This window comes from Streptomyces sp. NPDC017936, assembly GCF_044328485.1.
Taxonomy (GTDB): Bacteria; Actinomycetota; Actinomycetes; order Streptomycetales; family Streptomycetaceae; genus Streptomyces.
On sequence record NZ_JBIRHK010000027.1, the window covers coordinates 11,976 to 29,464 of the forward strand.

11 protein-coding genes are annotated in these 17,489 nt (G+C 73.1%); all 11 read right to left on the minus strand.

What is annotated here, in order from left to right; translation table 11 throughout:
• Nucleotides 1-522: 522 nt before the first annotated feature.
• On the minus strand, nucleotides 523-804 hold the full coding sequence (locus ACH4F6_RS37260; RefSeq protein WP_397964899.1) for an HU family DNA-binding protein: 282 nt from the start codon (nucleotides 802-804) through the stop codon (nucleotides 523-525).
• A gap of 332 nt (nucleotides 805-1,136) precedes the next feature.
• Nucleotides 1,137-2,552 carry an NAD-dependent malic enzyme gene (locus ACH4F6_RS37265; protein ID WP_397964900.1) on the minus strand — a complete coding sequence of 472 codons (1,416 nt, stop codon included), beginning with the start codon at nucleotides 2,550-2,552 and terminating at the stop codon, nucleotides 1,137-1,139.
• Nucleotides 2,553-2,914: 362 nt separating this feature from the next.
• Nucleotides 2,915-5,317, minus strand: a complete 2,403-nt coding sequence (locus ACH4F6_RS37270; RefSeq protein WP_397964901.1) for a HelD family protein — start codon at nucleotides 5,315-5,317, stop codon at nucleotides 2,915-2,917.
• Between the two features lie 96 nt (nucleotides 5,318-5,413).
• A complete protein-coding gene (locus ACH4F6_RS37275) occupies nucleotides 5,414-6,187 on the minus strand; it encodes an anti-sigma factor family protein (protein ID WP_397964903.1) in 774 nt (257 codons plus the stop codon).
• Nucleotides 6,188-6,237: 50 nt separating this feature from the next.
• Complete coding sequence (locus ACH4F6_RS37280; protein WP_010039908.1) at nucleotides 6,238-6,759, minus strand: sigma-70 family RNA polymerase sigma factor; 522 nt, start codon at nucleotides 6,757-6,759, stop codon at nucleotides 6,238-6,240.
• Nucleotides 6,760-7,187: 428 nt separating this feature from the next.
• Nucleotides 7,188-7,781: a CGNR zinc finger domain-containing protein gene (locus ACH4F6_RS37285; protein ID WP_397964904.1), complete on the minus strand. Its 594-nt coding sequence runs from the start codon at nucleotides 7,779-7,781 to the stop codon at nucleotides 7,188-7,190.
• Between the two features lie 193 nt (nucleotides 7,782-7,974).
• On the minus strand, nucleotides 7,975-9,159 hold the full coding sequence (locus ACH4F6_RS37290) for a uroporphyrinogen-III synthase (protein ID WP_397964905.1): 1,185 nt from the start codon (nucleotides 9,157-9,159) through the stop codon (nucleotides 7,975-7,977).
• 205 nt (nucleotides 9,160-9,364) lie between these two features.
• Nucleotides 9,365-10,753: a nitrate/nitrite transporter gene (locus ACH4F6_RS37295; RefSeq protein ID WP_397964906.1), complete on the minus strand. Its 1,389-nt coding sequence runs from the start codon at nucleotides 10,751-10,753 to the stop codon at nucleotides 9,365-9,367.
• 352 nt (nucleotides 10,754-11,105) lie between these two features.
• Nucleotides 11,106-12,377: a metallophosphoesterase family protein gene (locus ACH4F6_RS37300; RefSeq protein ID WP_397964907.1), complete on the minus strand. Its 1,272-nt coding sequence runs from the start codon at nucleotides 12,375-12,377 to the stop codon at nucleotides 11,106-11,108.
• A 412-nt stretch (nucleotides 12,378-12,789) separates the two neighbouring features.
• Nucleotides 12,790-14,106, minus strand: coding sequence for an acyltransferase family protein (locus tag ACH4F6_RS37305; protein WP_397964909.1), 1,317 nt, complete (start codon nucleotides 14,104-14,106; stop codon nucleotides 12,790-12,792).
• Nucleotides 14,103-16,193 (minus strand): bifunctional polysaccharide deacetylase/glycosyltransferase family 2 protein, encoded by a 2,091-nt coding sequence (locus ACH4F6_RS37310; protein WP_397964973.1) that lies wholly within the window; start codon nucleotides 16,191-16,193, stop codon nucleotides 14,103-14,105. Before ACH4F6_RS37310 ends, ACH4F6_RS37305 begins: the two co-directional genes overlap by 4 nt.
• Between the last annotated feature and the right edge of the window lie 1,296 nt (nucleotides 16,194-17,489).

Genomic DNA, 17,489 nt, shown 5'->3' on the forward strand with positions numbered 1-17,489 from the left:
GGGGGTCGTCCCCCGGGAAGACACAGCACGGAGAAGCTCGTGGAGCCGGGCGCGAAGGTCGAACTCCCCGGCAAGGCCCTCGGCTGACCCACGCCACACCGCCCCGGCCGGAAGCAACACCCCGCGGCCGGGGGTCCGGGGGTCGTCCCCCGGGAAGACACAGCACGGAGAAGCTCGTGGAGCCGGGCGCGAAGGTCGAACTCCCCGGCAAGGCCCTCGGCTGACCCACGCCGCACCGCCGGGGAAGGCGCCCGGCCGGGCCGGCGGTCCCTGAGGGGCGCGTCGTGCGGCAGCCGTGAGGCATGCGAAGGGGCGGCCACCCGAACCGGGTGGCCGCCCCTTCGTCGTGTTTTCCGTCCCTGGGCGACGGGCGCGGGCCCTGGGGCGCGGGGCCGTGTCCGGCGTTCCGCCGCCGCGTGGGCGGCGGCCGGCCACCGGCGGCCCGCGGTCACCGACGGCGCTCAGGCGCCCCCGGCGGCCGGTCCCCGGCGCTCACAGTCCCCGGCGCTCAGAGCGGAGCGTTCACTGGCCCTTGGCCGCTTCCTTGAGCTTGCTGCCCGCGGAGACCTTCACGCTGTAGCCGGCCGGGATCTGGATGGGGTCGCCGGTCTGCGGGTTGCGCGCGGTGCGAGCGGCACGGTGGGTGCGCTCGAAGGTCAGGAAGCCGGGGATGGTGACCTTCTCGTCGCCCTTGGAGACGATGTCGCCGACGACCTCGGCGAACGCGGCCAGCACGGCGTCGGCGTCCTTGCGGGTCACCTCGGCGCGGTCGGCCAGCGCGGCCACCAGCTCACTGCGGTTCATGTTGTTACTCCCGTGTTCTTCTTGCCATTGAGGCGTGCCACGCGGCGGAGCCGCATGTCGGGCGCGCTGCAGCCAATGCCATGCGCTCGCGCCCAGGGACGCATCCTGCCCCTACCTGCGGCGGGAACGCCAATCCGGCACCCGCAGGAGTCGTGAGAACACCCTTGGGAGTCACACGAAAGCGCCACTGACTGGCCGCCCACCATAGAGGGTGGCCAGGGCCTCGGGGTTCCGCGACGCGCCGTGATTCCGGCTCGCCGTGGCGATCCTCACAGAGCCCGCACAGAGCCCCGTACGCGGGCCCGGCGCCGGGGCCGGCGCCGGTGCGGGTGTCAGACCGTCGCGCCCGCCGCCTTCGCGGCCTCGCGCACCGCGCCGGCCACGGCGCCGGCGACCTTGTCGTTGAAGACGCTGGGGATGATGTAGTTCGGGTTCAGCTCGTCCTCGGTCACCACGTCGGCCAGCGCCTTCGCAGCCGCGAGCATCATCTCGGTGTTGACCGTGCGGGACTGCGCGTCCAGCAGGCCGCGGAAGACGCCCGGGAAGACCAGCACGTTGTTGATCTGGTTGGGGAAGTCGGAGCGGCCGGTGGCCACGACCGCCGCCGTCTGGCGGGCGATCGCCGGGTCGACCTCGGGGTCGGGGTTCGCGAGCGCGAACACGATCGCGTCGTCGGCCATGGCGGCCACGTCGTCGCCGTCGAGGACGTTCGGGGCGGAGACGCCGATGAAGACGTCGGCGCCGTGCACGGCCTGCTTCAGGGTGCCGGTGAGGCCCTCGGGGTTGGTGTTGTCGGCGATCCAGCGCAGCGCCGAGTCCGGGGCGGCGTCCACCAGGTCCTCGCGGCCGGCGTGGACGACCCCGTGGATGTCGGCGACGACGGCGTTCTTCACGCCCGCGGCGAGCAGCAGCTTGAGGATGGCCGTGCCGGCCGCGCCGGCGCCGGACATGACGACGCGGATGTTCTCGATGGCCTTGCCCGCCACCCGCAGCGCGTTGGTCAGGGCGGCCAGGACGACGATCGCGGTGCCGTGCTGGTCGTCGTGGAAGACGGGGATGTCGAGGGCCTCGCGCAGCCGGGCCTCGATCTCGAAGCAGCGGGGCGCGGAGATGTCCTCCAGGTTGATGCCGGCGAACCCGGGGGCGATGGCCTTGACGATCTCGACGATCGCGTCGGTGTCCTGGGTGTCCAGGCAGATCGGCCAGGCGTCGATGCCGGCGAACCGCTTGAACAGGGCCGCCTTGCCCTCCATCACCGGCAGCGCGGCCTTCGGGCCGATGTTGCCCAGGCCCAGCACGGCGGAGCCGTCCGTCACGACCGCAACGGAGTTGCGCTTGATGGTGAGGCGGCGGGCGTCCTCGGGGTTCTCGGCGATCGCCATGCAGACGCGGGCCACGCCCGGCGTGTAGACCATGGACAGGTCGTCACGGTTGCGGATGGGGTGCTTCGACGCCATCTCGATCTTGCCGCCGAGGTGCATCAGGAACGTACGGTCGGAGACCTTGCCCAGCGTGACGCCCTCGATGCCGCGCAGCTGCTCGACGATCTCGTCCGCGTGCGCGGTCGAGGTGGCCGCGATGGTGACGTCTATCCGGAGCTTCTCGTGGCCGGAGGCAGTGACGTCGAGGCCGGTGACCGAGCCTCCGTGGGACTCGACGGCCGTGGTGAGCTGGGAGACCGCGGTTCCGCTCGCGGGCACCTCCAGCCGGACCGTCATCGAGTAGGAGACGCTGGGCGCCGTTGCCATGGCCGACTTCCTCTGCTTTCACCTGTGACGCTGGGTATGCCGTCCGATCGTCGCACCTACTGCCGAGTAGGCGTTAGCCGCGTCGCATTGCGAACGTTGAGTTCACAGGGGTGCCGACAGCGGAAAGAGGCCCACATCACATCGGATGTGGGCCTCTCCCCTGACGTTCATGACACCGACCCGCCATGCTCGCCTCGCGGCAAGTGGTCGCTCGTAGCGACTAAGGTTGGGCCCGGGGGCTTGGATCGGGCCGGTGCCACACCCAGGCTAACAAACGGATCCACCGAGGCCATTCCCGTCCGCGGAGTTCACAGAAAAGGCTTCCTCCCGAGGTCCTCCGCGGCTGCCCGGTCCGGGTCCGCTCAGTCCCGCAGGAGGTCGGGCACGCCCCGCTCGTCGGGCTCGTCCCGCTCCGTCGAGACGACCGTGAGCTGCTGGGTCGCCCGGGTCAGGGCGACGTACAGCACCCGCAGGCCGGCCGGGGACTCGTCGGCGATCTCCGCCGGGGACACCACCACCGTCGCGTCGTACTCCAGGCCCTTGGCCTCCAGGCTGCCGAGGGCGACGACCCGGTCGCCGAGTCCGGCGAGCCAGCGCCGGGCCTCCTCGCGGCGGTTCATGGCGACGACGACGCCGACGGTGCCGTCGACGTGGTCCAGGAGGCGCCCGGCCTCCGCGCGCACGGTCGCCGCCAGGGAGTCCTCCGCCGTCGCGAAGCGCGGCACGACGCCGGTGGAGCGGACCGCGGACGGGGCCTCGGCGCCGGGCATGGCCAGGGCGAGGACCTTCGCGGCCAGCTCGGCGATCTCGGCCGGGTTGCGGTAGTTCACCGTCAGCTCGAAGCGCCGGCGCGGGCGGGTGCCGAGGGCCTCGTCGCGGGCCTCGGCGGCCTCGTCGGGGTCGGACCAGGAGGACTGGGCGGGGTCGCCGACGACCGTCCAGGTGGCGTGCCGGCCGCGGCGGCCGACCATGCGCCACTGCAGGGGCGTGAGGTCCTGGGCCTCGTCGACGATGACGTGGGCGTACTCGGTGCGTTCCTGGGCGAGGCGCTCGGCCCGCTCGCGCTGCGACTCCTCGCGCACCGGCATCAGCTCCTCCAGGCCGGTGAGCTGGTCCAGCGGGTCGACCTCGCGCCGCTTCCTGGGGCGGGCCGGGGCGCCGAGGATCGCCTGGAGCTCGTCGAGCATCGCGATGTCGTGCACGGAGTGGCCGTCGCGTCTCAGGGAACGGGCCACCTTGCGGACCTCGCCGGGGTTGAGGATCCGGCGGGCCCAGCGGCCGAGCCGCCGCTCGTCGGCCATGGCCGCGAGGACGCCCTTCGGGGTGAGCTCCGGCCACCAGGCGTCGAGGAACGCGACGAAGCCGTCCTCGCCGGTCACGTCCTCGTCGAAGGAGGAGCGCAGCTCGGCGGCCAGCTCGGGGTCGGTGTGCCGGCCGGCGGCGCCGGAGCGCTCCCAGAGGGCGTCCAGCAGGAGCCGGCGGGCGCGGGGGCGCAGCAGGTTCACGGGGGCGGTGCCGCCGAGGGCCGTGCGGCGGATGCGGTCGAGGTCCTCGGCCTCCAGCTCCAGCCGGCGGCCGAAGGCGACCACCCGCAGGCGGGAGGGCGGGCCGGAGGGGGTCCGCGGCGCCTCCCCGTCCGGCGCCGGGCCGTCGTCCGCGGCGGCGTCGAAGGTGAGCCGTCCGGCCGCGGGGGCGTCCGGGCGCCCCAGCTCCAGGGCGCCCCGCGCGGCCTTCCGCAGCACCTTCAGCATGCGGTACGACCCCTTCGCCCGGGCCACGGCCGGGGAGTCGTACAGGGTGGCCTCCACGCCGTCGACCAGGGAGCCGATGGCCCGGATCGCGACCTGGCCCTCCTCGCCGAGGGAGGGCAGCACGCCCTCGGTGTAGGCGACGAGCAGCGGGGTCGGGGAGACGATCAGGATGCCGCCCGCGTACCGGCGCCGGTCCTGGTAGAGGAGGTACGCGGCCCGGTGCAGGGCGACGGCCGTCTTGCCGGTGCCGGGGCCGCCCTCGACGTAGGTGACGGAGGCGGCGGGGGCGCGGATGACCAGGTCCTGCTCGGCCTGGATGGAGGCGACGATGTCGCGCATGGTGTGGCTGCGGGCCTGGCCGAGGGCGGCCATGAGGGCGCCGTCGCCGATGACGGGCAGCTCGTGGCCGTCGAGACGGGCCTTCAGCTCGGGGCGCATCAGGTCGTCCTCGACGCCGAGCACCTTGCGGCCCTTGGAGCGGATCACCCGGCGGCGCACGACCCGGCCGGGGTCGACCGGCGTGGAGCGGTAGAAGGGGGCGGCCGCGGGGGCCCGCCAGTCGATCACCAGCGGGGCGTAGTCCTCGTCGAGGACGCCGATGCGGCCGATGTGCAGCGTCTCGGCGATGTCGGCGGTGTTGTCGGGACGGACCGCGCCGTCCGCGGGCTCCACGGCGGTGTAGGCGCCGTCGGGTCCCTTCTTGCCGTCCTTGCCGAGCAGCAGGTCGATCCGGCCGAAGAGGAAGTCCTCGAACTCGTTGTTGAGCCGGTTGAGGTGGATCCCGGCGCGGAAGACCTGCGCGTCCCGCTCTGCCAGGGCGCCGGGCGTGCCCACCTGGCCGCGGCGAGCCGCGTCGTGCATGAGGAACTCCGCCTCGTGGATCTTCTCCTCGAGACGCCGGTACACCCGGTCCAGGTGTTCCTGTTCGACGCTGATCTCCCGGTCGCGGACTGAGTCCTGAGCTGAGTCCTCGACCGGGCCGACCGCGGTTTCCTGCTGAGCCTGAGCGGCCACCGGGCCCCCTTCTGACGTGCTGGGCAGCCGTCAACCGTACGCGAAGGGGGCGCGGGAGGCGAGGGGCCCGCCCGGCGGGAACCACCGGGCGGGACTCTACGTGTCGATCTCGACGAGCTTCTTGCCGTCGAAGGTCATGACCTCGAAGCGGTCGATCTCGTTCGGGCTGAGGGCCGCGCCGCCCTGGACGTAGAGCGGGTTCTTGCTCTGCTCCGTCTTGGCGCCGGGCAGGCCGTAGCCCCACTCCGGCACGGACCAGGACGAGACGGTCTCCCGCTCGCCGTTCTTGCCGACGGCGATGAGCGAGCACTTGTTCGGGCCCGCCACGTTCTTCAGCTCGACGACGGCCTCGGTGCCCCAGGCCTTCTCCTGCGTGGCGACGGTCGCCGTGACCTTGGTGGTCGGGTCGGTGGCCGTGGCCTTGTCGGAGAAGGTGTCGAAGGCGGTCTTGGCGGGGCTGCCGTCCGCCAGGACCCTGGGCGCGTCGCCGCTGCCGCCGCCGCTGGTGGCCGCCGCCACGAGCGGGCCGCCGACGATCAGCGCGGCCGCCGCCGCGATCATGTAGAAGCTGCGCCGGCGCTTCTGGGCGCGGCGGTCCGCGACCTCGTCGACGAGCTTCTCCACGAGCCGCGGGCCCGGCTTCGCGGACAGGGACTCGCCGATCGCGGGCGTCCCGGCGCCCGGCAGGTCCGCGAGGGCGGCCAGCATCGGCTCCATCCCCGCGAGTTCGTCGAGTTGCTGCGCGCACCACTCGCAGCCCGCGAGGTGCGCCTCGAAAGCGGTTGCCTCGGCGTCGTCGAGGATCCCGAGGGCGTAGGCGCCCACGGTCTCGTGTTCGCTCGGGCTCGGAGATCCCACAGATCCCTGCATGGGGCCAGACATACCCGGCCCACCTGCTCCGAATCCCCCGTACATGCTCATCACGCCGTCACCCCCCGCTCCTCCAGAGCCAGCTTCATCGACCGCAGGGCGTAGAAAACCCTTGAGCGCACGGTGCCGCTGGGTATCCCCAGCGTCTCGGCCGCCTCGTTGACGGTACGCCCCTTGAAGTACGTCTCGACGAGCACCTCCCGGTGTGCCGGGGTCAGGTCGTCGAGCGCGTCCGACAGCGTCATCAGCCACAGCGCCTTGTCGATCTCGTCCTCCGCGGGGATGACCTCCAGCGGCGACGGGTCGACCTCCTGCGGCCGGGCCTGCCGGCTGCGGTGGCCGTCGATGACGATGCGGCGCGCGACCGTCACCAGCCAGGGGCGTACAGATCCGGTCGCTCGATTGAGCTGTCCGGCGTTCTTCCAGGCACGGATGAGTGTCTCCTGCACGACGTCCTCGGCGCGTTGCCGGTCGCCGGCGACCAGGCGCAGGACGTACGCGAGCAGGGGTCCGGCATGCTCCCGATACAGGGCGCGCATCAGCTCCTCATCGGGTTCCGAGGGCTGGGACATGCGATGTCGGGCCCTCGATCCACGTTCATTGGCCACGGCCGCATCCTTGCGCACGCCCACCTCCGGTGTCCGGGGGTTCCCCCGAGTCGGTCGCTCCACAACGGGTACGCAGCGGGCCCGTTGGGTGTTCAAACCCCGCCGACAGTTTTCTTCGGGGCGACCCGACGAGGGGGACATGAGCGCACATTCCCGCCCCTCTTCCTTTACATTTCCGCCACACGGCCGATCCGGCGCGCCGTGCCCGCCGGACGGCGAAGGTAAACGACGTGTAATCGAAATCACTTCGACGGTCCGGGCGCGAACACGGCATACCGGACGGGTGGTTGACCGGCGGGCGCGGCCGGAAGGCGTGACGGGGGCCTGACGGGCTCCCCCGGAGGGGCCGCCGCGAGCCCCGCGCGGGAAGGAGGAGGGAAGAGGACAGGGGGTCAGGCCCGGGTGAGGGACGTCCTCCTGCGGTGGCGGGCGACCCGTTCCCGGTTGCCGCAGACCTCGCTGGAACACCAGCGCCTGCGGCGGCCCCGGGACGTGTCGACGTAGACGAGGGGGCAGTTGTCGCCCTCGCACTGGCGCAGCCCCGCCCGCGCGACGGGATCGGTGAGCAGGTCCACGGCGTCGCGGGCGACCGCGCCGAGCAGCGCGGCGCAGTCCGGCGGCGCGTGCAACGCGCGGACCAGCGCGCCGTCTTCCCCGCGGACGGCGCGAGGGGCCGGGGGCGCGGCGCGGGCGACGTCGTTGACCCGGGCGAGGGGGAGGTCGTGGGGGCGCCCGTCGCCGGACAGCCAGGCGTGCACCAACCGGCCGACGTCACCGCGCAGTTCCCGGAAGGCGACCGGCCAGGCGGGGGCCGCGTGGGCCAGCGGGGTACCGGGCGGGACCAGGCCCGAACCGGTGATCCAGGCGCACAACGCCGGGACGGCGTCCAGCCGTTCGAGGGGATGACCGGTGGCGAGGAGGTCCAGGCAGACCCGTCCGGCGTCGAACCGCGGGTCGTGGGGGGACGGGGGCGTAGCCAGTGCCATGTGCCGGTCACCGCCTAGGGAAGGCTCCTCGGGAAGCGTTCCTCTCACAGTGCCGGGTGGCGGCGGGAGGCGGAACCCCTCGCACCGCCGCGGGCGTCCGCCGGCGCGGACGGCCGTACCGACGACACCGGCACCGGCGGCCGTACCGACGGCACCGGCGCCCGCGCCGCCCGCACCCCGGCGCGCCCTCCGTTCACGCGTCCGCGTACTTGGCCTCCGCCGCCGGGTCCAGGGCCAGCCGGTACCCGCGCTTCACCACCGTCTGGATCAGCTTGGGCGCCCCCAGGGCCGTCCGCAGCCGCGCCATCGCCGTCTCGACGGCGTGCTCGTCCCGTCCCGCCCCCGGCAGCGCCCGCAGCAGGTCGGCCCGCGGCACGACCCACCCCGGCCGCCGGGCCAGCGCCCGCAGCAGGGACATCCCGGCCGGCGGCACGGGCTTCAGACAGCCGTCGACCAGGGCCGCGTGCCCCCGGATCTCCAGCCGGTGCCCGGCGACCGGCAGGGAACGGGCCCGCCCGGGCAGCTCGTGGCACAGCAGCTGCACCAGCGGGCCGAGCCGGAACCGCTCCGGCTGGACGGTGACCACACCGCGCGCCTGGAGCGGCAGCGCGGTGACCGGGCCGACGCAGGCCGGCAGGACCTCGTGGTGGAAGGCGGCGAGCAGGTCGGACAGCAGCCCGCGCTCCTCGGCCCGCGACAGCAGCGAGGCCGCGGCCGGCGCGCTGGTGAAGGTGACCGCGTCCAGTCCGCGCGAGACGGTGGCGTCGAGGAGCCGGTCGAGGGGCGAGAGGTCCTCCGGCGGCATCCACCGGTACACGGGCACGCCGACGACCTCCGCTCCCCCGGCGCGCAGCGCCTCCACGAAGCCGGGCAGCGGTTCCCCGTGCAGCTGGACGGCGACCCGGCGGCCGTCGACCCCCTCCTCCAGCAGCCGGTCGAGCACCTCCGCCATCGACTCGCTCGACGGCGACCACTCCTCCGTCAGGCCCGCGGCGCGGATGGCGCCCTTGACCTTGGGGCCGCGCGCGAGGAGCTCCACCTCCCGCAGCCGGGCGATCAGCTGCTCGCCGAGCCCCCAGCCGTCGGCCGCCTCCACCCAGCCCCGGAACCCGATGGCGGTGGTGGCGACGACCACGTCCGGCGTCCGGTCGAGGAGGTCCTTGGTGGCGGCGAGCAGTTCGCCGTCGTCGGCGAGCGGCACGATCCGCAGGGCCGGCGCGTGCAGCACCGCCGCCCCGCGCCGCTGGAGCAGCGCCCCGAGCTCGTCGGCCCGGCGCGCGGCGGTCACGCCGATGGTGAACCCGGCGAGGGGGCCGTGCTCCTCGGTGTCCCCGACGGAGACGGCTCCCTGGTCCGGTCGCTGTTGTCGCTCTTGCATCACTCTCGTCCCGCACTCGAGTCGTGGCACCGGCATGAGGTGGTGTCCACCCGCATGCCGATCGAGCCTGTCAACGCCGCGTGACAGGCTCGGTTCGGCTTCATGTCGCCGGTGTTACCGATGGCCGGGCCCCGGTGACGCCGGACACGACCGGCGGTTCTCCCCGCCGGCGGTCCGGGGGGTGATCCCCCGGACGGGCACAGTGTCACACCTCGGCGTAACTGAGCTGCGGTTTGGCCTCGGACGCGGTGCCGGAGGCGGTGGTCCGGGCGGCCGGGCGGCGAAGGTATACGGCCCAGGTGACCGCGAAGCAGGCCGCGTAGAAGGCGAGGAAGGCGACGAACGCGCCGGTGCCGGAGCCGTAGGAGAGGAAGGACTGGCGGAAGGCCATGTTGATGCCGACGCCGCCGAGCGCGCCGACCGCTCCGATCAGGCCCATGGAGGCGCCGGACAGGCGCCGGCCGTAGGCGGCGGCCTCCTCGCCGCGGAGTCCCCTCGCGACGGCCTTCGCCTGGAAGATGCCGGGGATCATCTTGTACGTGGAGCCGTTGCCGAGGCCGCTGAGCACGAACAGCACCACGAAGACGGCGACGAAGAGGCCCAGCGACTTCTGCATGCTGGCGAAGATCAGCACGGCGGTGGCGGCGGCCATGCCGACGTAGTTGTAGAGGGTGATGCGGGCGCCGCCGTAGCGGTCGGCCAGCCAGCCGCCGACCGGGCGGATCAGGGAGCCGAGCAGCGGGCCGATGAAGGTGAGGTAGGCCGCCTGGAGCGGCGTACGGCCGAACTGGGTGGTCAGCACCTGGCCGAAGGCGAAGCTGTAGCCGATGAACGAGCCGAAGGTGCCGACGTAGAGGAAGGACATGATCCAGGTGTGGGCGTCCTTCGCGGAGTCGACGGCGGCGCCGGTGTCGTTCTTCACGGACGCCAGGTTGTCCATGTACAGGGCGGCGAGGGTCGCGGCGACCACGATCAGCGGGATGTAGATCCCGAGCAGCACGCGCGGTCCGCCGCTCGCGCCGATGACGGCGAGACCGGTCAGCTGCAGGACCGGGACGCCGATGTTGCCGCCGCCCGCGTTCAGGCCGAGCGCCCAGCCCTTCTTGCGGAGCGGGAAGAAGGCGTTGATGTTGGTCATCGAGGAGGCGAAGTTGCCGCCGCCGATGCCCGCCAGCAGGCCGACCAGGAGGAAGGTCCCGAAGGAGGTGCCCGGCTCCATCACCGTGAACGCGGCGATCGTCGGGATCAGCAGCAGCCCGGCGGAGATGATCGTCCAGTTCCGGCCGCCGAAGATCGCCACGGCGAAGGTGTAGGGCACCCGGACGACCGCTCCGACCAGCGTGACCATCGACGTCAGCAGGAACTTGTCGGCCGGGGTGAGTCCGTACTCCGGGCCCATGAAGAGCACCAGCACCGACCACATGGTCCAGATGGAGAAGCCGATGTGCTCGGACAGGACGGAGAAGAGGAGGTTGCGGCGGGCGATCCTCTCGCCCTTCTCGTTCCAGAAGGCCTCGTCCTCCGGGTCCCACTCCTCGATCCAGCGACCCGCCTTCTTCACGGGGGACGGGGGTGCTGTGCCAAGGGCTGTCATGGCGCCTCCACGGTGCTCCGGGGCTCGGGTGGTTCCGGGTGATGAGCGGTGATGAGTCCCGAAGGTAGGGAGGGCTCGTTTCCGGACTGTGGCTGTGAGTGACCGGAAGGGAACGTTGCTCTCACCTCGGGCGGACGCCGGGTGAGAGGTCGCGGACAGGACTCGGCGCCGGGGCGGCGGGCCGGGCCGGGGCCGCGGCCGGCCGTCGGGCCCGGAGTCCGGGCCGGTGCGCCGGGCCGGCGCGCCGGGCGAGCTGCTTCGCCGAGGGCCGTCACTGTGCGGGGGTCGCGCCCCCGCCCCCGGGCGTGGAGCCGGGGGCGGGTGTGCGCCTCCGTCGAGGCCGGGGTGCCCTTCAGTGGCAGGTGAACTGTTTCTGGGCGGTGCTCACGCTCAGCGTGCAGGTCTGACCGCGGACCGTGCCGGTCGGGTCGTGAGAGGTGAGGTCCCAGGTTCCGTTGTTGCGGTTCAGGATCGCGTATCCGAAGACCCTTCCCTGGGTGACCGAGTGGTTCACGGGCTGCGTCGGCGTGCCGACCGGCTTTCCGATGACGTCGGCGTCGTTCGGCCCTTGGTCCAGCGGGTCCCCGCCGGAGAAGCCCACGGTCACCTGCGGCGGCCGCGTGGTGTTGAAATCGATCATCTGGTAGAGGTGCACATGACCCGACAGCACCGTGCGGATGTTGTTCGCCGGCCGCCCCAGGGTCGTACCGGCGACCGCCCGGTCGAGGACGGGGGTGACCCATCGGGGCGGGGGGCCGGCCGATCTCACCATCCACAGGGGCTTGTGGGTGAAGAGGAAGTGGTCGGTGCCGGGATGCTGCCCCGCAGCCCGGTTCACGGCTTCGAACTGCTGGGTGTAGATCGCCTGCTGCGCGAGGCTCCCGCTGTCGGCCGGGTCGGCGAACGAGGAGTCCACGGAGAGGAGGTGCAGGGCGCCCGCGCGGATCTCCACGGGGTCGGTGTACTGGTCGCAGGAACCGTCGGCCCGGAGATCGTCGGCGAGGTAGCGGAACCACGCGGCCCCCGCGCCGCCCGTCGCGGGCGGGGTGCGGCAGTCTTCGTGGTTGCCCCGCGTCAACGCCACCGGCGCCACGGCCAGCAGGCTCTCCGCCGGTCTGAAGAAGTCGGCGACGACACAGGCCCAGCTGAACCGGTCCGCCGGGGTCGTGCAGCCCGGATTCGCCGCCGTGTCGGTGGCCTGGCCCGGGTCGTCACGGTAGAGGTAGTCGCCGACGTGGATCACGAGATCCGGGTGCCTCATGGCGGCGCTGTTCGCGATCCGGGGGAACGGCCAGCCGGTCTGGTGGTCGGCGCAGTCCTGGTTGGGACCCGCCGTCGTGACGCGGCAGCCGGTGTCGCCGATGACGCCGATGGTGCGAGGACGTGTGGTCCCGGTCCAGTGCGGCAGGGGAAGCTGACGGTTCGCGGGGTGCACCACGGCCGCCTGGACCGTCGACTGCACGAGCACCGCGTCGAAGGCTCCGAGGGGCACGCCCAGCTCGCACACCGTGGTGGGGAACTGCGACGGCGTGGGAGTGCTCACCCGGTGCATCGGGAAGACGGCCCTGGCCGGGCCCAGGGTGTACCGCACGGAGGGGCACACCAGGGCGGTGTCGGTGGTCACGTAGCGGATCTGGGTACCACGGCTGGTCAGCTGGGTCCATGCCCAGGCCTCGGTGGTGGGGGGCCCGGTCCCCGGTGGTGGGGTCGGCCTCGGCGGCTTCGGCCCCCCGCCGTGGGGCTCGCCGTAGGGGGCGGTCCCCGGCGGAGGGGTCGGCCCCGGCGGCTTCGTTCCTCCACCCTCGGAGGTGGTCCCCGCGGGGGCCGTCCCGGCCGAGAGCGCCGCGGCCAGCACGCCCGTCACGACGAGAACGATCATCCGGCGTATCCCGTTCACGTTCCTCCATCTCGAGAACCCTGGACTCCGGCCCATCCGATCGATGGTCATACCGGGCATACTCACCAGGGCTCTCGATGGACGCACCGCGAACGAGGCGAACGGCGTACAGGGCGGGCGCAGGGGCCGTCGGCGCCGGTCAGGCCCGGTGCGTTCCGGCTCCGGCGCCCGCACGGACCCGCCCGTCCGGCCACAGACGTGGCCCGCGTCGGGCCGCCAGGTCCTCCACCCAGCCGAAGCAGACGACGCAGCCCGCGGTGAGGAGCCAGACGAACGGCAGTTGGGCCCAGGGACTCGTCAACAGCCAAGGGGCGTCGTCCTCCAGCCCCGGGACGTTCCACAGCCGGTCCCACTGGGACTCCACGACCACGATGCACAGGTTGTGCCACAGGTAGATCGTCACGGCGCGGGAGTTGAGCAGGGTGACCAGCCGGTCCCAACGGCGCAGCGGACCCGGCCACTTCGACCACGACGGGCTGATGTGCAGGAGCAGCACGACCGCCGCGAACGACCACAGCGACTGGGCGAACGGCATGTCGTCCAGGTCGTGGCCCTCCTCGAAGCCGTGGCTCAGCGCGTACCAGAGGCCGGTCCCGGCCACCGCCGGCGCGAGCGAGGGGACCACGTAGCGGGGCAGCCGGCGCAGGACGCCCTGCTGGTGGGCCATGCCCACCAGCCAGCAGGCGCCGAACGTGCCGAAGTCGACGAGGACCGAGTCCAGCCGCCAGCCCGGCACCGACAGCCAGCGGAACTCCAGCGCCGCCGACAGCGCGATCGGCGCGAGGATCGTCGGCCAGGGCAGCCGGCGCAGCGCGCGCAGCAGCAGGGGGGAGAGCAGCACGAACCAGAGGTAGGCGCGGATGTACCAGAGGGGTACGGCCATGTCGACCGCCCAGTCGTCGCCGATCAGCCCGTGCACCCCGGGCAGTCCTTCGCCGTACGGCGGGTCGCTCAGCGGCAGGATCCAGAAGGCGAGGTGGAGCCACCACCAGCCAGGGCGCCCGTCGGCGCCGGGCCCCCAGCCGACCAGCAGCATGCCGGTCAGGCCCACCGCGCCCAGCAGCCACAACGGGGGCAGCAGACGGCGCAGCCGGCCCCGCACCACCTCCAGCGCGGGGCGTCTGTCCAGCGAGCGGGCCATGAGGTTGCCGGCGAGCGCGAACATCACGCCCATGGACGGGAAGACGACGGGCAGCCAGGCCCAGCCCATCAGGTGGTAGAAGACGACGCGGAAGAGGGCGATCGCACGGAGCAGGTCGAAGTACCGGTCGCGTCCGCCGCCTTTCGCCTTCGCCGCGGTGCTCCCGGCGGCCGACTCCGCGGCGCTCTCCGCAGCCGTCCCCGCGGTCTTCTCCGGACCGTCGTCGCGTCCCTCGTCCGGGCCCCGCTCCACGCCGTGGCCCCGGGTGGGCAGGACCGGTGACTCGGACGTCGTGTCCGTCGGCCGTGCGCTCATCGGGCCACCCCTCCTTCCACGGCCGTCGCGCCGGCGGACGCGGCGTCCGGCGGGGCCGCCACCTGGCCCTTCCTGCGCAGCTTCTGCCAGCGCAGCCGGCCGCCGGTGAGGGCGGTGATCCAGGACTGGAGCAGGACGACGTACATCAGCTGGCGGTAGAGGAGCTGCTGGAGCGGGAGGGAGATGAGGGGCGTGAGGCGTTCGCGGTCCAGGACGAAGGCGTACGCCGCGCAGGCCGCCTGCACGGCCAGGACGCCGAACCAGGCGGCGATCGTCTTCCCGGTGGGGCCGAAGAGCAGGCCGTACACCAGGAACAGGTCGATGAGGGGGGCCAGCAGCGGGGCGACCACCATGAACAGGGAGACCAGGGGCAGGCCGACGCGGCCGAAGCGGCCCGAGGGACCGCGTTCGACGAGGGCGCGACGGTGTTTCCAGATCGCCTGCATGGTGCCGTAGCACCAGCGGTAGCGCTGGGACCACAGCTGCTGGACCGACTCCGGGGCCTCGGTCCAGGCGCGGGCCTTCTCCGCGTAGACCACCTTCCAGCCGTCGCGGTGCAGGGCCATGGTGATGTCGGTGTCCTCGGCGAGGGTGTCGTCGCTCATGCCGCCGACCCGCTCCAGGGCGGAGCGGCGGAAGGCGCCGACCGCGCCGGGGATGGTGGGCATGCAGCGCAGGACGTCGTACATGCGGCGGTCGAGGTTGAAGCCCATCACGTACTCGATGTGCTGCCAGGCGCCGATGAGGGTGTCCTTGTTGCCGACCTTGGCGTTGCCGGCGACCGCGCCCACCTCGGGGTCGGCGAAGGGCTGGACGAGTTCGCGGACGGTGGACGGCTCGAAGACGGTGTCGCCGTCCATCATCACGATGAGGTCGTGCCGGGCGTTGGCGATCCCGCGGTTGAGGGCGGCCGGCTTGCCCGCGTTGACCTGGCGGACGACGCGTACGCCGGGCAGGTCCAGGTCCTCGACGATCCGGGCGGTGCCGTCGGAGGAGCCGTCGTCGACGACGAGGATCTCGACGGGGTGGTCGCTCTTCACCAGCGAACGCACCGTGTTCTCGATGCACTTGGCCTCGTTGTACGCCGGGACCAGCACCGACACCGGTTCGGTGACCGGTGCGTCGGGGCCCCAGACGAAGTCACGGCGGCGGGTGCGGCGGGTGTGGACGCCGGAGAGCAGCAGCATCAGGCCGAAGCGGGCGAAGACGAGGAAGCCGATGACGGCGAGACCGACGACGAGGACGCCGGTGATGTCGTCGGCGGCCTCGACCAGCGCGGTCCAGGCCCGGCCCTTCCACAGGTCGAGGCCGGTGACCTCGGTGTGCGCGCTGGGCGCGCCGAGGGCGTCGGTGAGGTTCTCGAACACGTAGCCGCGCTCCTTCAGTTGCGGAAGGTACGTGTCCAGGGCCCGCAGCGTCTGGCTGCGGTCGCCGCCGGAGTCGTGCATGAGGACGATCGCGCCCTTGCCGTCGGCCGGTGTGGAGTTGCGGACGATCTGCGCGGCGCCCGGCCTGCGCCAGTCCTCGCTGTCGACGCCGGTGAGGACCGTGAGGTAGCCGCGGCTGCCGACGTACTGGGTGACCGGCCAGGAGTTGTCGTCCAGCGCGGAGGCGGAGGAGGAGTACGGCGGCCGGAAGAGGGAGGTGCGGATGCCGGCGGCGCCCGCGAGGGCGAGCTGGTTCTGGGTCAGCTCCCAGTCGATGCGCTTCTTCGACTGGTAGGAGAGGTCGGGGTGGTTGAAGGTGTGCAGGCCGATCTCGTGGCCCTCGTCGACCATCCGCCGGACGAGGCCGGGGTAGCGGGAGGCCATGGTGCCGGTGATGAAGAAGACGGCGTGCGCGTCGTGCTTCTTCAGGACGTCGAGGACCTTCGGGGTCCAGCGCGGGTCGGGTCCGTCGTCGAAGGTGAGGACGATCCGGCCGTCCGGCACGTCCATGCTGGTGGCCTGCCCGCCGCGGGTGTCGACGACGGGTCCGCCGTCGAGGATGCCGCGCGGCACCCGGTCGGCGGCGGCCTCGGGGCGCACGCGGTAGTCGGCGAGGACCTCGCTGTGGACGTAGCCGCGCAGCATCAGCATCGCCATCATCACCCCGAGGACGAGGAGGGGCAGCAGATGGCGCAGCCGTAAGGGCTGGAGCAGCCGTCGGCGGACGTTCGCGCGGTTGTCGCCGGAGGCCTCACCGGTCGTCCGGCGGGCCCGCGGCCGGCGCCGGCCGGGACGCCCGGACCGGTGCCCGCCCGGACGCGGTTCACCGTGCTCGCCGTGCACGGGGGGAACGGACTGCCCGGCGGACCGTCGGGTCGTACGCCGGCTGGTGCGTGCTGCCATGAGAGGAGGTTCTTTCGCGGGGTTCGGGGACTTGGGAGGTCTCGGGGACGGGGAAGCTCGGGGTCTCGGCTCGCGGGACTCGGGGCCTCGGCTCGCGGGGCCCGGGACTGCGGCGGTTCGGGGACTCGAGGCCTCGGTTCGCCGGGCTGGGGGACTCGGCTCGCGGTGCTCGGGGCCTGAGCTTGCGGGACTCGGGACTGCGGCGGTTCGGGGACTCGAGGCCTCGGTTCGCCGGGCTGGGGGACTCGGCTCGCGGGACTCGGGGCCTCGGCTCGCGGGGCCCGGGACTGCGGCGGTTCGGGGACTCGAGGCCTCGGTTCGCCGGGCTAGGGGACTCGGCTCGCGGTGCTCGGGGCCTGGGCTTACGGGTTCGGGGATCTGGTGTGCGGGACTCGGGGACACGGCTCGCGGGCCCTCGCAGACCCCGGATCCCGGGGTCGGTTCGTGGGACTTCGCAGACCGGGGACCTCGGGGACCCGGGGTTTCGGAGTTCGGAGTTCGGGGTTCGCGCCTTCGGCAGGCTCGGGGGCTCGGTGCTCCTCGGACTTCGGCGCCCGGGAGCCGGGGACTCCTGCGGCTACGGCCCCCGCCGCGGTTCGGGAGCCGCGGGGGTGCGCGGCGCGGAGAGCCGGGGACCTCGGGCCGCGGGGGTCCGAGGCCCGGGGCACGCGTGCGGGCTCTGCGGCCGACAGCGTCCGCGGACTTCGCCGGCCTTCGGTCTCACGGACCCGTCGGCTCAAGGGAGTCGGGGACTCCCCGGGCTCCGGCCGGCCGCACCTGCCGGGGCTGCGGTTCACCTCGCCCGCTTGCGGGGCGGAGCCTCCGGGTCCGCCCCGCCGTCCTCGCGGACGGCGGGAAGCCCGGAGGCTTCCGGGACCTCGGGGAGCCGCAGGATCCCGGGGACGATGTCCCAGCGGCCCGCGGCCTGCGGAAGCCCACCGGGCTCCCCGCGTCCCGCCGGCTTCCCCCGGCAGGTACCGAAGCCCCCACGGATCCCACGGACTCCATGGGCTCCGCCACGAACTCCACGACCTCCGCAAGCTCCACGAACTC

Bases quoted from the DNA above. Each gene is read 5' to 3' on its own strand.
- ACH4F6_RS37260 (WP_397964899.1), bottom strand. From the start codon at position 804: ATGAACCGCAGTGAGCTGGTGGCCGCGCTGGCCGACCGCGCCGAGGTG.
- ACH4F6_RS37265 (WP_397964900.1), bottom strand. From the start codon at position 2,552: ATGGCAACGGCGCCCAGCGTCTCCTACTCGATGACGGTCCGGCTGGAG.
- ACH4F6_RS37275 (WP_397964903.1), bottom strand. From the start codon at position 6,187: ATGCAGGGATCTGTGGGATCTCCGAGCCCGAGCGAACACGAGACCGTG.
- ACH4F6_RS37280 (WP_010039908.1), bottom strand. From the start codon at position 6,759: ATGTCCCAGCCCTCGGAACCCGATGAGGAGCTGATGCGCGCCCTGTAT.
- ACH4F6_RS37285 (WP_397964904.1), bottom strand. From the start codon at position 7,781: ATGGCACTGGCTACGCCCCCGTCCCCCCACGACCCGCGGTTCGACGCC.
- ACH4F6_RS37290 (WP_397964905.1), bottom strand. From the start codon at position 9,159: ATGCAAGAGCGACAACAGCGACCGGACCAGGGAGCCGTCTCCGTCGGG.
- ACH4F6_RS37295 (WP_397964906.1), bottom strand. From the start codon at position 10,753: ATGACAGCCCTTGGCACAGCACCCCCGTCCCCCGTGAAGAAGGCGGGT.
- ACH4F6_RS37305 (WP_397964909.1), bottom strand. From the start codon at position 14,106: ATGAGCGCACGGCCGACGGACACGACGTCCGAGTCACCGGTCCTGCCC.
- ACH4F6_RS37310 (WP_397964973.1), bottom strand. From the start codon at position 16,193: ATGATGGCGATGCTGATGCTGCGCGGCTACGTCCACAGCGAGGTCCTC.